The organism is uncultured Helicobacter sp. (assembly GCF_937893305.1).
Classification (GTDB): domain Bacteria; phylum Campylobacterota; class Campylobacteria; order Campylobacterales; family Helicobacteraceae; genus Helicobacter_D.
On the sequence record NZ_CALBGN010000015.1, the window covers coordinates 194,181 to 206,763 of the forward strand.

Consider the following 12,583-nt stretch of genomic DNA (forward strand, 5'->3'; position numbering starts at 1 on the left):
AAAAAACAAATTTTTATTAAAATTCTATCCATTATCTGCTTTATTTTTGTTACTTCTTGTTGCTTTCAAGTTTTTTAGGTTATATTTATCCATTTACAAAAAGGACTCCAATGTATCCCCTAAACCTCCTAGAAGAAGAGCTAAAGCACAAAGTCGCCGCTGACTTTTTCAGCCCAAACCCACAAAGTGAGCTTATAAAGCTTGATAAAGATTCTAAAGCATTACTAAAAAGCCTAGATTCTACGCAGATTCTAGGGCGGATTGATTTTTGTATAAGCTACAACGCAAAGACACTTTTCCAGCCTATAAACTTTTTGTGGGCAGAAGCCAAAAAAGGCAATAAGGCAGATATTATAGAATCTTTTATCCAGCTAATCCTAACCATAGGCAAGGAAAAAACCTATGAAAACAACCTCCCGCCCATTTTCTTAGGAGCTTTTGATTGTGAGAAAATAGCCTTTATCCCATACCACGAGCTAGATTCTATCTTCACGCAAAACGACTTTAATTGGCTCGTAACCCCAAGCAACCACGACACAAAAGAGTTTAAAACACTCCACACCAAAACAAAAGAACTTTTAGAATCTAAAAAGCTACAATTTAGCTTCAAAAGCGACTATAAAGAATTACAAAATTTCATACACCTAAACTTCACGCTAAATAATGAAAACATCGCCAAAATCCCCATAACCAAAAACAACTTCACCACCATTTATCAAAAATGGCTTTTAAGCGTAGCCCCTAGCATTAGCATAGACTTTGAAGCAGAAAAGCCAGATATCCTAAGCAGTGATTTCTACCTAGCTGATTTGCTTAGTGAAAACAACAACACAAAGGCGATTTTAGACTCTCTTAGAGTCTTGCTACAAAGCGACTTTTATAAAGTCAAGCTTGAAAAACGCGCAAATAGCACAAGCTTTAATTTCACAGAATTTGGCTTTAGTGATAATCAAAAAGCCCACACAGCCTTTTGGAATCTCTATGAGAGACCGCCCAAAGAAGAGTATTGGAGCCATATCATAGAGCGGAGAGACTTACTAGTGCCTAGTGATATTAGAGAGCGAAAGGGGGCGTTTTTCACTCCGCAAATTTGGGTTAGCAAAGCCCAAAGCTACCTAGAAAAAGCACTAGGTGAAAACTATCAAAGTGAGTATTATATATGGGATTGTGCCGCAGGGACAGGCAATCTACTCACAAACCTTACAGAATCTCACAGGCTCTATGCCTCTACCTTAGATAAAGCCGATGTAGAGATTATGCAAGAATTATCAAGTGAAAATGCTCTGCACCTACTGCCAAAGCATATTTTTCAGTTTGACTTTTTAAATGATGAGTTTTTTGACAAGCCTTGTGATAAACATACTAAAAATGGGGTAGATTCTAAATGTCCTAATTGCATAGAATCTAAACTGCCAAAATCCCTGCAAGAGATTCTAAAAAATGATGAAAAACGCAAAAAGCTTATTATCTTTATCAATCCGCCCTATGCGGAAGCCACTTCAGGCACGACACCAGCAGGCACAGGCAAAAATAAAGATGGTGTAGCCTTAGGTAATGCCACCTATGAACGCTACAAAGATTCTATGGGGAAGGCGAGTAATGAGCTTTTCGCACAATTTTTCTTTAGAATCTACAAAGAGATTCCACACTGCCACCTAGCTGCCTTTTCAACGCTTAAATATGTCAATTCTAGCAATTTCATAAAATTTAGAGAGACTTTTAAGGCAAAATTTCTAAAAGGCTTTATCGCTCCAGCCTACACCTTTGATAATGTCAAGGGCAACTTCCCCATAGGCTTTTTAGTGTGGGATTTAAGCAAGGCGGAATAAGGCTTAAAGAATTTTTGCTAAAATTCAAGCAAAAAAAGGAGCAAAAATGACTTTGATATTAGAAAATGTAGATTCTAAACTTTTGCAAGTGATTGAAAGCCTAAAAGGCTTAAAAAGTGATTTAAAGATTACAAAAGAGCCAGAATCTAAAAGCGATTTTGAAAGTGTAAGAGAGCAGTTAAAAAACAAGTTACAAGACCCAGAGATTCGCTCAGTATTTGAAAGGCTAAAAGACAAATGAGATATTTAAGCTTACAAGAAGTGCAAAAAATCCACGATGATATGCTAGATGAAATAGGCGGACTAAAAGGGGCAAATCCTAAGCAAATCGCTCTTTTAGATTCTGCCCTGACACAAATCCAAAATGATGATTATTACCCAAGCTTTATAGATAAGCTTACGCATATAATGTTTGCCTGTGTGAAGTTCCACCCCTTTGCAGACGGAAATAAACGCACCACATTGCTTATCGGCGATGCGTTTATAATGCTCAACCACAAAGCCACGCCAAGGGACTTTTACCAAAAGCTAGAAGATGTAATTGTAAGCGTAGCAAGTGATGAGATAAGCAAAGATGAGCTAAAACAGATTCTAAGTGATATGCTAAAAGGCATTCAATGAAAAAGAGCATTGCCCTAGATATTTTTGATGAAAATGGGGCGAGTTTAGGGAAAAAGCGATTTTATACAACGCTAGACAATAAAGAAAGCATTAACAAGTGGATTAAGCGATATGATGATAAGGCAATTACAGAAATATCATATATGTGTAATCCATCTCCTGATTTTCAGCATAATAGCCAACTCTATATTTCACAAAAGAAAGGAATTGAACATTTTAATTTTTTCAAACTCTTTAAAAATAATCTTATCGTTGGAGCAGTCTATTTCTCCGTCCGCCATTGTATCCCACATACTTGGATAAATCACAACGACCAATTCCTAAACCCAAATAAAAAATGGGAAAAGGACACAGAGTTTCATAGCGACTGCCTTATTTTTATGCTTTTTCACGGAAAAAATAGAATCACAAGTAAAGTTGATATAAATCACTTTATCCCCTTTAGTGAAAAAGATATAGACGCAGCCGAAGCCTTTGAATCTCACTTTATGCACGACTTTTTGCAAGGCAAAATAAAACTAGATTCTAAAAACACCAATAGTAAAAGTCTCTTTAACGATGAGCTAGAATCCTCGTTTATCCCCACAAAACCACTAGAGTTTAGCGATGAAGCAAAAGAAGTATTGCAGGCAGGAAAAGAGCTTTTCAAGCACTACCACAAACAAACACGAGATTCTAAAGACTATAATCCAAACGCCGCACTCTATGATATTAAAGCCCATTTTCAAGGCTTTAATGATAAAGGCAAAATGAATCCACCCCAAAAAGCTAAAGATGAAGCCTACAAGCAAAAGCTAGGAGAGCTTAACTACGCCCTAAAAAACTTAGCCAAAAGAATAGAATCTAAAGTCTATGAATATGAATTTTTACTCTCATAAGGATTGCTATGAAAAATCTCTTTTTAGACACACGCACACTTGATAAACGCGCAAACACAGAGTTTAAACTCTCTAGTGAAATTTTAATGGAAAACGCCGCAAGAGGAATGCTAGAGTTTTTACGCCCAAAACTTAATGCCAAAAGCAGAATCTTACTCGTTTGTGGAAATGGCGATAATGGCGCAGATTGCCTAGCACTTGCTAGAATGCTTTATGGAGCTTGCCATTTAAGCGTGCTTTTGCCACTTGGCGCAAAAAGCCCTTTATGTAAGCTTCAACTACAACGCCTAGAAGCCATTGCAACAAGCAATTTGCAACTTAACTTTTTAAAACAACTTGAAGGGGAGTTTGACATTATCTTTGATGGACTCTTTGGCGCAGGATTTAAGGGTGCGCTAAACTTAGAGCTTTGCGCCCTTTTAGAAAAACTTAATCAAACAAACGCCCTAAAAATTGCTTGTGATATTCCAAGCGGAATCCAAAATGATGGAGCAATCCCAAATCTAGCTTTCAAGGCAGATTACACGCTTACAATGGGTGCGCTAAAGTCTGCTTTATATCTTGATAACACAAAAGACTTTGTCGGGGAAGTGCAGTTGCTTTCTTTAGGGGTTACAGAGAGTGTTTTTATTAAAGAATCCCCGATAAAGCTTTTAGAAAGAAGCGATTTAAAACTCCCTTTTAGAGAGAAGCAAAACACTAATAAAGGAGATTTTGGACATTTATGTGTGTTTTTAGGAGAAAAACAAGGTGCTGGAGTTCTGTGTGCCTTAAGTGCGCTTAGAAGTGGCTGTGGGCTTGTAAGCGTGCTAAATAATACACCAATACTATGCAATCTCCCCTTTACTCTAATGCACACAAAAAAGATTCCATCTAATACCACCGCTATTGCGCTTGGAATGGGTCTAGGCAGAGATTTTGAGTTAGTAAATTTTCTCCCACATCTCAAAAACACATCTTTAGTCTTAGACGCAGATATTTTCTACAATACCGCCTTTAAAGACTTGCTACAATCTAATCCAAACTGCATTTTAACCCCACATCCAAAGGAATTTACGCAAATTTTAAATGCCTTAAATCTCTGTGAAATCTCTACACAAGACTTACAACAAGACAGAATCCATTTTGCCTTAGAGTTTTCACGCGCATACCCTAGTGCAACTCTTGTTTTAAAAGGCGCGAACACAATCATCGCTCATAAAGAAAACATTTATATCAATCCCTTTGGTAACAATGCTCTAGCAAAAGGCGGAAGTGGTGATGTGCTTTGTGGAATCATTAGCGGACTTATAGCACAAGGTTACAATCCGCTAGATGCCGCAATCAATGGCGTTTTGATACAGAGTTTTTGCGCGGAATCTTTTATGAAAAATTCACAAAATTTTTCATTAACTCCCCTTGATTTAATTGAACAAATCCGCTACATTTAAGGCTTTAAAACTCAAAAAGGATTCTTATGCAAACCCTAAATAACCCCCTAAAAATAGGAAACAAAACTTTTCAAAGTCGCTTAATTGTAGGCAGTGGTAAATACAAAGATTTCAAAACCACTTATAACGCCACAATTGCTTCAGAAGCAGAGATGATAACAGTTGCTGTGCGTCGTGTAAATATCACAAATCCTAATGAAGAAAATTTGCTAGACTATTTCAAAGATAGCGCGATACAATTTCTCCCAAATTCTGCAGGCTGCACAAAAGCAGAAGAAGCTATCACGCTTTTTAGACTAACTAGAGAAGCCACTGGGATTAATTTCATTAAACTAGAAATCATTGGTGATACGCAAAAAACACTTTATCCCGATGTGATTGAAACACTAAAGGCTTGTGAAGTGCTATCAAAAGATGGTTTTTGCGTCCTTGCATACACAAGCGATGATCCCATTGTTGCAAAGGCACTTGAAAGTGCAGGTGCTAGCGCAGTTATGCCACTTGCAGCACCTATAGGTAGCGGACTTGGAATCCAAAATCGCTACAATATCGCTTTTATTAAAGATGCTATAAAAGTGCCTGTGATTGTAGATGCAGGTGTAGGTTGTGCGTCAGATGCAGCTATTGCAATGGAACTAGGAGCTGATGGAGTGCTAACAAACACCGCCATAGCACAAGCTAAAGATCCCATTTTAATGGCTCAAGCAATGCGTGATGCAGTAAGAGCCGGTAGAGCAAGCTATCTTGCAGGCAGAATCTCTAAAAAACCCTATGCAACCGCAAGCTCTCCTACAATTGGTATGGTGGAGTTTTAAACACGTGCAATGCAAGGCTATATTTTAAGCACAACGCGTGTGCGTGATGAAGATTTACTTGTTAAGATTCTCACTCAAACACAAATCCACACGCTTTATCGCTTTTATGGAGCGCGCCATAGTATCGTGCATTTAGGGCATAAGATTGATTTTGCTATTGAAAAAGATTTAAGAGAAATTGGCAAACTAAGAGAGCCTTTGCACTTGGCATTTTCTTGGGAAAAAGAAGCGCAAATTCGCTATTTTTGGCAACAATATTTACACTTGCTAAACTCACACTTAAGAGATATTACAACGCTTGATAGCTTTTATTTTAAACACTTAGAAGAAGGAGCAAAACGCCTAGAAATTGAGAATCCAAAACGCTGTATTTTAAACCTTTATGCAAAACTTCTAAACTTTGAAGGGCGTAAAAACACCTTACAAAACTGCTTAATTTGCGAAAAACCCTTAGGGGATAGCATTGTCTTAGGGCGTAGCTTAGTGTGCGGACATAAAGGCTGCTTAGAGGGTGCGTTATTTTGCAGAGAACAAATTCTAGCGTGGCTAGATTTACAAGGAGAATTTTTGGATTCTAAAAGCGTAGATAATCTTTGGAATCTCCTAACACAAGGACTCTAACTCTATTCTCTTTCTTGTTCATCAAAGTCGTTTTTGCCTCTAGCGATAAAAATCACGCGTGTTCCACTAAAATCAAAGCGTTCGCGTAAAAAATTTACCAAATATCGCTTATAACTAAAATGCAAAGATTTCGGACGATTCATAATTAAAGCAATTTGTGGTGGCTTAGTTTCAAATTGTGTCGCATAATAAATTTTCACAATCTTTCCGTGATCACTTGGTAATGGATGGCGCATTGCAGCTTCTTTAATTGTAGCATTAAGTTTTGCAGTTGGAATCCTAAAACTAAAATTTGCATACACTTTTAAAATTTCTTCTTCAAGTTTTTGGATATGGCGTCCATTTTTAGCAGAAATTGTCAAAATCGGCGCATACTCTAAAAACTTAAAGCGTAATTTAAAATCTTCCATAATTCCTTTAAAATCCTTATGTGCAATATCCCACTTATTAAACACCACAATCACGCCAAGTTTAAATTCATCAATTAATCCAGCAATTTTTTCGTCAAGCTCCACAAAAGGAACAGATGCATCAAGAACCAAAATCGCAATATCTGTGCGCTCTAAAATACTGCGTGTGCGATTTAAGGCAAACTTCTCTAGCCCTTCAATCTTCCCTCGTCTTCTAATCCCAGCCGTATCAACAAAATTTACCCTTTGTCCATTAATCTCACCAATTTCATCAACAGGATCAATGGTAGTCCCAGCTACATTAGACACTACAGATCGTTCTTCTTTTAATAAAGCATTCAATAAAGAGCTTTTCCCTACATTAACACGCCCTATGATTCCAATATTAATGATTTCTTCAGATTCTTGCATATCATTTTCTAAAAAATCCTCCAAAGACTCTTCATCAAATTCTGCACTCATTAAACTTTGCATTGCTTCAGTTTTTAAAGCTTTTAAAATCGCTCTTTCTAGTTCTAAGATTCCACGATTATGCGCCACAGAGATATAAAAAACATTTTTTGCCCCAAACTCCATAAACTCCCACGCATTTTGTTTTTCTTTATCATTATCTATTTTGTTAATCACCAAAAAAATATTTGGATTCTTTTTTTCTAGCGCATAAAAGATTTCTTTATCTTCTTGTTCTGGCGGAGTTTTGCCATCTACAAGATATAAAATCAAATCCGCACTCTCCCCTGCTTTTTGTGAATGCCTTGAAACACTTTGAAACAATGCGTCTTTATCATCTAATCCGCCTGTATCAAGAAGTAAAAAGGGTGAGTCTTGCAGTAAGATTCTAGCTTTTTTTACATCACGCGTTGTTCCTGCAATCTCTGAAGTAATTGCAATGCGTTGCTTGCAAAATCGGTTAAACAAGGAGCTTTTTCCAGCATTTGGACGACCTACAATCGCAATACTTCCATACACTTTATCCATTCTTTACCTTTTATTATAATGCGCGCATTTTACTTTATTCTTTGTCAATTCCTTATAAAATTAACCACACTTTTAAACATAAAGTTCTAAGATTTCAAAAATATTTTAAGGCTAAAAAATGGATTCAAACAAACAAGCAATCCTTGCAATTCTCTTTGCAGCTGTATTATTTACTGCTATGGGAATGTTTGTAAAAATCCTAACACCAAATTTGCCCGCTATGGAAGTTGTGTTTGCTAGGAATCTTTTTGGACTTGTATGGATTTTAGGCTCACTACTTTTAACCCCTCCTAAGCAAATAGGTGGTAAGCCATTTGTGCTGGCATTACGAGGATTTGCTGGAGGCAGTGCAATGCTTGCAAATTTTTATAATATGTCTGTTATGCCACTTGGAACTGCTTATGCTTTTTCCTACACTTCGCCAATTTTTTTAGCACTCTTTAGTGTGCTTTTTATTCACGATAAAGTTTCCTTGAAAACTTGGATTGCAATTTTGCTTGGCTTTAGCGGGATCTTGCTAATTTCTAACCCCAAAGGCACAGATCTAACTTTTTTTGGTATTTGTATTGGATTATATAGTGGAATTGGAGCAGCACTTGCTTATCTTTCTATTACAAAACTTGCAAAGCTTTATGATGCGCGTATAATTATTCTCTCTTTAATGCTTGCTGGTTCATTTTTACCACTTTTAACACAAATCACACCCCATACAAGCGATTCTATTGCAATTTTTGAACCCTTTGTAACGCCAAATGTTAAAGAATTTTTACTGATTTTAGCATTGGGGTTTGTTTCTACCTATGCGCAAATTTATTTAACAAAAGCCTACACTTTAGGAAATCCTCCTATTATTGGAGCAATTTCTTATAGCACAATTCTTTTTGCGACTTTGGCTGGAATCTTTCTTGGAGATAAAATCCCAAACACATTTGTGGTTTTAGGAATGTTTTTAATTATTCTTGGTGGTATTTTAGCAGTAATCCACAAACACACTTAATCTTCTACAATGAAATCTGATTTTTCATAATCAAGATCAAGTGCTGGTATGTTTGAGATGGCATTACCTGCAATTCCTTGCAATGCACCATACATATTAATAGAACCATCTAATACTTTTTGGATTTGTTTTTCACGCTGTTTCCAAAGTCTTTGCATTGCATTTTTTTCTTTGTCTAAATCTTTTTGCATTTGTGTAAATCCCTCTACAATAGCTTCAATTTGTAATTTAAACTCCGAACTCGTTAAATAACTATAAAGCATTTGCATTTTTTCTTGTTTATTTTCTGTCGTTTTTTTTGCCAAAGAAATCTTAATCAAGCTATCTCTAAGCACTAAAGATAAGGCTTTAAATTCAGAAAAAGTGCAAATCCAAACCCCATCCATTATTCCCATCTGTTCAAATTCTTTTGGAAGTGCTTCAGTTACCAAAACGCCGATATCTGAACCATTTGAACGCATATCGCTTTTAAGTTTTTCAATCCAATCCTTTTGAAAATTTTTTGTGCGCTTACTTTCATAATAAATTTTTCCGCAATTTTGCCCTTCTTTAGTATGCACAATCTGCACACAATCTCCGCCACTTTGCCCCTTTTTAATTTCTAAAATAGAATCTAGGGGAAAATTTCTTTGCAAATACTCTTCAATCGCAAGTTCTTGGACTTCTCCTTGTAGTTGTTGCGATCCCAAATCGGCTTTTCTTTGCGCTTCTTGGAGTTGTTTTTGTAAGTCTTGGAGTTGTTTGTCTTTTTCTTTGATTTTTAAAGAAAATTCATCTTTATAATTTTGTATTTTTATGTTAATATCTTGCTCTGCTTGAGCTTTGATTTTAGATTCCATCTCGTTATTTTCGCGTTTTAAACGCTCAATTTCACTTTGTGCTGTATATAGCTCTTTAACTTTATTTGATTTTTCTTGCAATTCCTTCTGCATTGCTTCAATTGCGCTTTCGTGTTCTTTTAGCACTTCTTTTTTTAGAGATTCTTGCATTGCAATACGCTCTTGCTGCAAGCCCCTTTGGATTCCATCGTTAATAGTTTTTTGTAGAGATTGCTGTTGCTCCTTCAAATCATTAAAAGCGTTTTGATATTCTTTTCTTTTTTCTTGCACTTCTTTATCAAATTCTTCTTTTTTTTCTTGCTGTTCTTGCTGAAGCTGTGCATAAATTTGCTGATACACCACAGATTGCACGTTGATTTCTGTTTTACAATTTGGACATTTAATTGCTTTTTCTTGCATTTTATTCTCCCTTAATTTAACACGAAAATTTTAGCTATAATTCTTTAAACTTAACAAAAGGACAATAATGCAAAATTTATTCAAAATTCAACCCTATTTTTTTGTATTTTATCTCTTGCTTGTTGGAGTCTCTCTTGGTGCTGTGCTTGCTAGCGGAGCATTTAGCGCACCTACAATATTTCGCGCATCAAGCCTTGTGCCAGAACTCAATATTAGTGTTTTTCAATCTGGAATCCTAATGACAAATATTTTTACAAAACTCAATGTTTTGTTAAATATTCTAGCTGTTTTTATTCTTGTTTATGAAATTTTAGCCTTCCGCGTAAGCGGGGCAAAAGTTGCTCCATTACTAGGATTTATTAGTGTGATTTTAATTTTTCTTTTCACACTATATTACACGCCTTATATTTTAGAAGCGCAAAAATTAGGTGAAAACGGGATTGCAAATGCAGCTTTTGACGCAATGCACACACAATCTGTTTATGTGTTTAAGGCATTAATGGCAAGTCTTTGCTTACTCTTTATTGTGCGTCTTAGTAGCGATTACAAAGGTAAATAAAATCACAATATTTACACACATCACGCTTGTTAGTTAGGGAAAATTCCACTTCACTAGCTTCTTGCTTGATTGCTTCTAACTTCCCTTCTAGTGCTTTAATCTTTGCTTCTAAATCTTTTTCTTTTTTAATCTCTGCTTCATACAAATCATAAAATCCTACTTCTACATTGCAACTTGGTTTTTGCTTTTTAATAGCTAGATAATAAATAGGGAGTTGAAAATCGGTAGATTTTTCATAGCTTTTTTCAGAATCTATCTTCAAAGAACGCTTATATTTATAGTCTAAAATCAATATTTCATTATTTTTTTCGTCAATCCTATCAATGCGTCCTTTAAATATAAATTCACAAAAAGTAAATTCAAAATCACTTTCAAATGAAATAGGATTCCAACCATCTTGCAATCTTTCTTGTTCTAAATCAAATACACCTTTTAAATATTTCTTAGCCAACTCACTCTCAAATCTTTCTCTTTGACTATCACTTTGTTCTAAACGCAAACAAACTTCTTTATACAAATCTTTTCTAAATCCTTGCGCATACACTTCTTGTAGGATTTTATGGATTTTACTCCCCATATTGATATGCTCTTGCGTTTGCGCTTTTAATCCTAAAATATAGCGATAATAAAACTTGCGCTTACATTGCAAAAAACACTCCAAACTTGTAGCACTCCAAGATTTCACATTTAAAGGAGCAATAATCTGCTTTTCTTCATAGATTAAAGGCTTACCACTTAAGAAATACTCGCTATAAGCTAGGCTTGTTTTTTGTGGTTTTTTTGAACCAAATATGGAATCTTCTAACAAAAAGCGTGAGGGTTTTTGTGTTGTATTATTTAAACATAAGATTCTAGTTTCTTTTGCATTGCTTAAAATCTCTGCATAATAATGTTTTTGCAAATTCTCTCTATTTTTACGCGTTGGAAGCCCAACACTTTCTCTAATTTTTGTATTCAAAAAAAGATCTTTATTGCTAAGAGATGGCACATTATCTGCGTTAAACTCTGGGATAATTACATATTCTAAATCCACTCCGCGCGTTTCTAAAATCCCCATAACACGGATACGCCCACCTCCTACATCATCTAAAGTCTTTTCTTTTAGAATCTCTAAAAACATCAAAATTTGCTCACGCACTTCAAGTTCTTTTAAATAAGGCAAAGAGAATTTAAACTCATTCAACACTTCTTGTGTAATTTGATAAACACTAACATTTTGGTTCTCTAATGATTTCATTACAATCTCTTCAAATCCTTCAAAATCTTGAAGTTCTTCTTCAGGTATGGAATCTATAAGTGCTTGCAAAGCTCTAAATACATTTAATTTCTGCCCCATTGCAAAGTTAAAATTTCTTGCTTTATCAAAAAGCTTTAAATACTCCGCAAAACTCTCATCAGGCAAAATTACATTAATTCGCTCTGGCAACACACCCTGTTTTAGCCAAATATCAATTTGAGAAAAAACCCCGCCAACTTCTGCAATTCTATCTTGGAATTCCAAAATTTCTAAATTTTTCTCACCCTTGCAGGTTTCTTTAAAATCTGCAATACTAAACTTTTCTTGTTCTAATTTAATTATATATGCACCACAATCCAAGCTTAATGCAAATACCTTTTTATAATAATCTTGATTGAAAATATCAATTTTAATAGAAAAATAAAATGGAATATTTTTTGAAATTTCTCTAAAAATATTTACTTCAAAGCGAGATAAAAAACCATCTACTTGCATTTGAATTTCTGAAAACTCTTTTAAAAGCTCAAAAGTGATTGCATAATCCTGCAAAAAATAATGATCAAAAAAATTATGTTTTTCTAATAGTTCTTTGTAGGTATCAAAAACAGATTCCAATACCTGCAAATGATCGTCATATAGCGCATAAACATCAAGTTCTTTAAGATCTTCTATTAATACACATTCTGCACACAATTCATCATAAAACTTTAAAAAAAAACTAGAATTTTGCAAAAACTGCGTGAAATTTTTCGCAAATTCCCCAAGTTTTTGTGTTTTTGTTGATTGGATTGCTAAATAGAGATAATATTGCCTTAAATGCTTAGGAATCTTACGCTTATTATCCACGCGTAAAATAAACTCTAAAAACTCTCCAATACTCTTTGCAGTAGGCAAAAAACTCTCTGCATAATTTTGCGCATAAAATCGTTTTATAGAGCGCGCGCTAGAGAATAAATATAAAATTTCCATC

The 12,583-nt window shown here is 35.1% G+C and carries 12 protein-coding genes; 9 read left to right on the forward strand and 3 right to left on the reverse strand.

Features of this window, described 5'->3' with window-relative positions; all coding sequences use genetic code 11:
* Positions 1–110 precede the first annotated feature (110 nt).
* From Q0358_RS04495 to recO, 7 genes are read left to right on the forward strand one after another with little or no spacing between them, the layout of a single operon-like run.
* On the forward strand, positions 111–1,829 hold the full coding sequence (locus tag Q0358_RS04495; protein WP_299547827.1) for a hypothetical protein: 1,719 nt from the start codon (positions 111–113) through the stop codon (positions 1,827–1,829).
* A gap of 46 nt (positions 1,830–1,875) precedes the next feature.
* A complete protein-coding gene (locus tag Q0358_RS04500) occupies positions 1,876–2,070 on the forward strand; it encodes a hypothetical protein (protein ID WP_082199456.1) in 195 nt (64 codons plus the stop codon).
* Positions 2,067–2,450 (forward strand): Fic family protein, encoded by a 384-nt coding sequence (locus Q0358_RS04505; protein ID WP_299547830.1) that lies wholly within the window; start codon positions 2,067–2,069, stop codon positions 2,448–2,450. Before Q0358_RS04500 ends, Q0358_RS04505 begins: the two co-directional genes overlap by 4 nt.
* Positions 2,447–3,328, forward strand: a complete 882-nt coding sequence (locus tag Q0358_RS04510) for a hypothetical protein (protein ID WP_299547834.1) — start codon at positions 2,447–2,449, stop codon at positions 3,326–3,328. The genes Q0358_RS04505 and Q0358_RS04510 overlap by 4 nt, the downstream gene beginning before the upstream one ends.
* An 8-nt stretch (positions 3,329–3,336) precedes the next feature.
* Entirely contained in the window at positions 3,337–4,758 is a 1,422-nt protein-coding gene (locus tag Q0358_RS04515) for an NAD(P)H-hydrate dehydratase (protein ID WP_299547837.1), read from the forward strand.
* Between the two features lie 26 nt (positions 4,759–4,784).
* The gene (locus Q0358_RS04520; protein WP_299547840.1) at positions 4,785–5,573 is read left to right on the forward strand and encodes a thiazole synthase; all 789 of its coding nucleotides are present in this window, start codon (positions 4,785–4,787) and stop codon (positions 5,571–5,573) included.
* Positions 5,574–5,582: 9 nt separating this feature from the next.
* Positions 5,583–6,194, forward strand: coding sequence for a recombination protein RecO (recO, locus tag Q0358_RS04525; protein WP_299547843.1), 612 nt, complete (start codon positions 5,583–5,585; stop codon positions 6,192–6,194).
* Positions 6,195–6,196: 2 nt separating this feature from the next.
* Here recO and der read toward each other — a convergent pair whose 3' ends face one another.
* A complete protein-coding gene (der, locus tag Q0358_RS04530) occupies positions 6,197–7,582 on the reverse strand; it encodes a ribosome biogenesis GTPase Der (RefSeq protein ID WP_299547846.1) in 1,386 nt (461 codons plus the stop codon).
* Positions 7,583–7,700: 118 nt separating this feature from the next.
* On the opposite strand from der, the gene Q0358_RS04535 reads away from it, so the two are divergent.
* A complete protein-coding gene (locus tag Q0358_RS04535) occupies positions 7,701–8,579 on the forward strand; it encodes a DMT family transporter (RefSeq protein WP_299547849.1) in 879 nt (292 codons plus the stop codon).
* On the opposite strand, the gene Q0358_RS04540 is transcribed toward Q0358_RS04535, so the two are convergent.
* Complete coding sequence (locus Q0358_RS04540) at positions 8,576–9,817, reverse strand: DUF2130 domain-containing protein (protein ID WP_299547852.1); 1,242 nt, start codon at positions 9,815–9,817, stop codon at positions 8,576–8,578. The genes Q0358_RS04535 and Q0358_RS04540 overlap by 4 nt on opposite strands.
* A gap of 67 nt (positions 9,818–9,884) precedes the next feature.
* Here Q0358_RS04540 and Q0358_RS04545 point away from each other — a divergent pair, with 67 nt between their 5' ends.
* A complete protein-coding gene (locus Q0358_RS04545) occupies positions 9,885–10,376 on the forward strand; it encodes a DUF4149 domain-containing protein (RefSeq protein WP_299547855.1) in 492 nt (163 codons plus the stop codon).
* Here Q0358_RS04545 and Q0358_RS04550 read toward each other — a convergent pair.
* Positions 10,351–12,582 carry a PD-(D/E)XK nuclease family protein gene (locus tag Q0358_RS04550; protein ID WP_299547858.1) on the reverse strand — a complete coding sequence of 744 codons (2,232 nt, stop codon included), beginning with the start codon at positions 12,580–12,582 and terminating at the stop codon, positions 10,351–10,353. The genes Q0358_RS04545 and Q0358_RS04550 overlap by 26 nt on opposite strands.
* Position 12,583: the final 1 nt, after the last annotated feature.

Excerpts from the sequence above, each read along its gene's own strand:
- Q0358_RS04495 (WP_299547827.1), top strand. The coding sequence starts at position 111 with ATGTATCCCCTAAACCTCCTAGAAGAAGAGCTAAAGCACAAAGTCGCC.
- Q0358_RS04500 (WP_082199456.1), top strand. The coding sequence starts at position 1,876 with ATGACTTTGATATTAGAAAATGTAGATTCTAAACTTTTGCAAGTGATT.
- Q0358_RS04505 (WP_299547830.1), top strand. The coding sequence starts at position 2,067 with ATGAGATATTTAAGCTTACAAGAAGTGCAAAAAATCCACGATGATATG.
- Q0358_RS04510 (WP_299547834.1), top strand. The coding sequence starts at position 2,447 with ATGAAAAAGAGCATTGCCCTAGATATTTTTGATGAAAATGGGGCGAGT.
- Q0358_RS04515 (WP_299547837.1), top strand. The coding sequence starts at position 3,337 with ATGAAAAATCTCTTTTTAGACACACGCACACTTGATAAACGCGCAAAC.
- Q0358_RS04520 (WP_299547840.1), top strand. The coding sequence starts at position 4,785 with ATGCAAACCCTAAATAACCCCCTAAAAATAGGAAACAAAACTTTTCAA.
- recO (WP_299547843.1), top strand. The coding sequence starts at position 5,583 with ATGCAAGGCTATATTTTAAGCACAACGCGTGTGCGTGATGAAGATTTA.
- der (WP_299547846.1), bottom strand. The coding sequence starts at position 7,582 with ATGGATAAAGTGTATGGAAGTATTGCGATTGTAGGTCGTCCAAATGCT.
- Q0358_RS04535 (WP_299547849.1), top strand. The coding sequence starts at position 7,701 with ATGGATTCAAACAAACAAGCAATCCTTGCAATTCTCTTTGCAGCTGTA.
- Q0358_RS04540 (WP_299547852.1), bottom strand. The coding sequence starts at position 9,817 with ATGCAAGAAAAAGCAATTAAATGTCCAAATTGTAAAACAGAAATCAAC.
- Q0358_RS04545 (WP_299547855.1), top strand. The coding sequence starts at position 9,885 with ATGCAAAATTTATTCAAAATTCAACCCTATTTTTTTGTATTTTATCTC.
- Q0358_RS04550 (WP_299547858.1), bottom strand. The coding sequence starts at position 12,582 with ATGGAAATTTTATATTTATTCTCTAGCGCGCGCTCTATAAAACGATTT.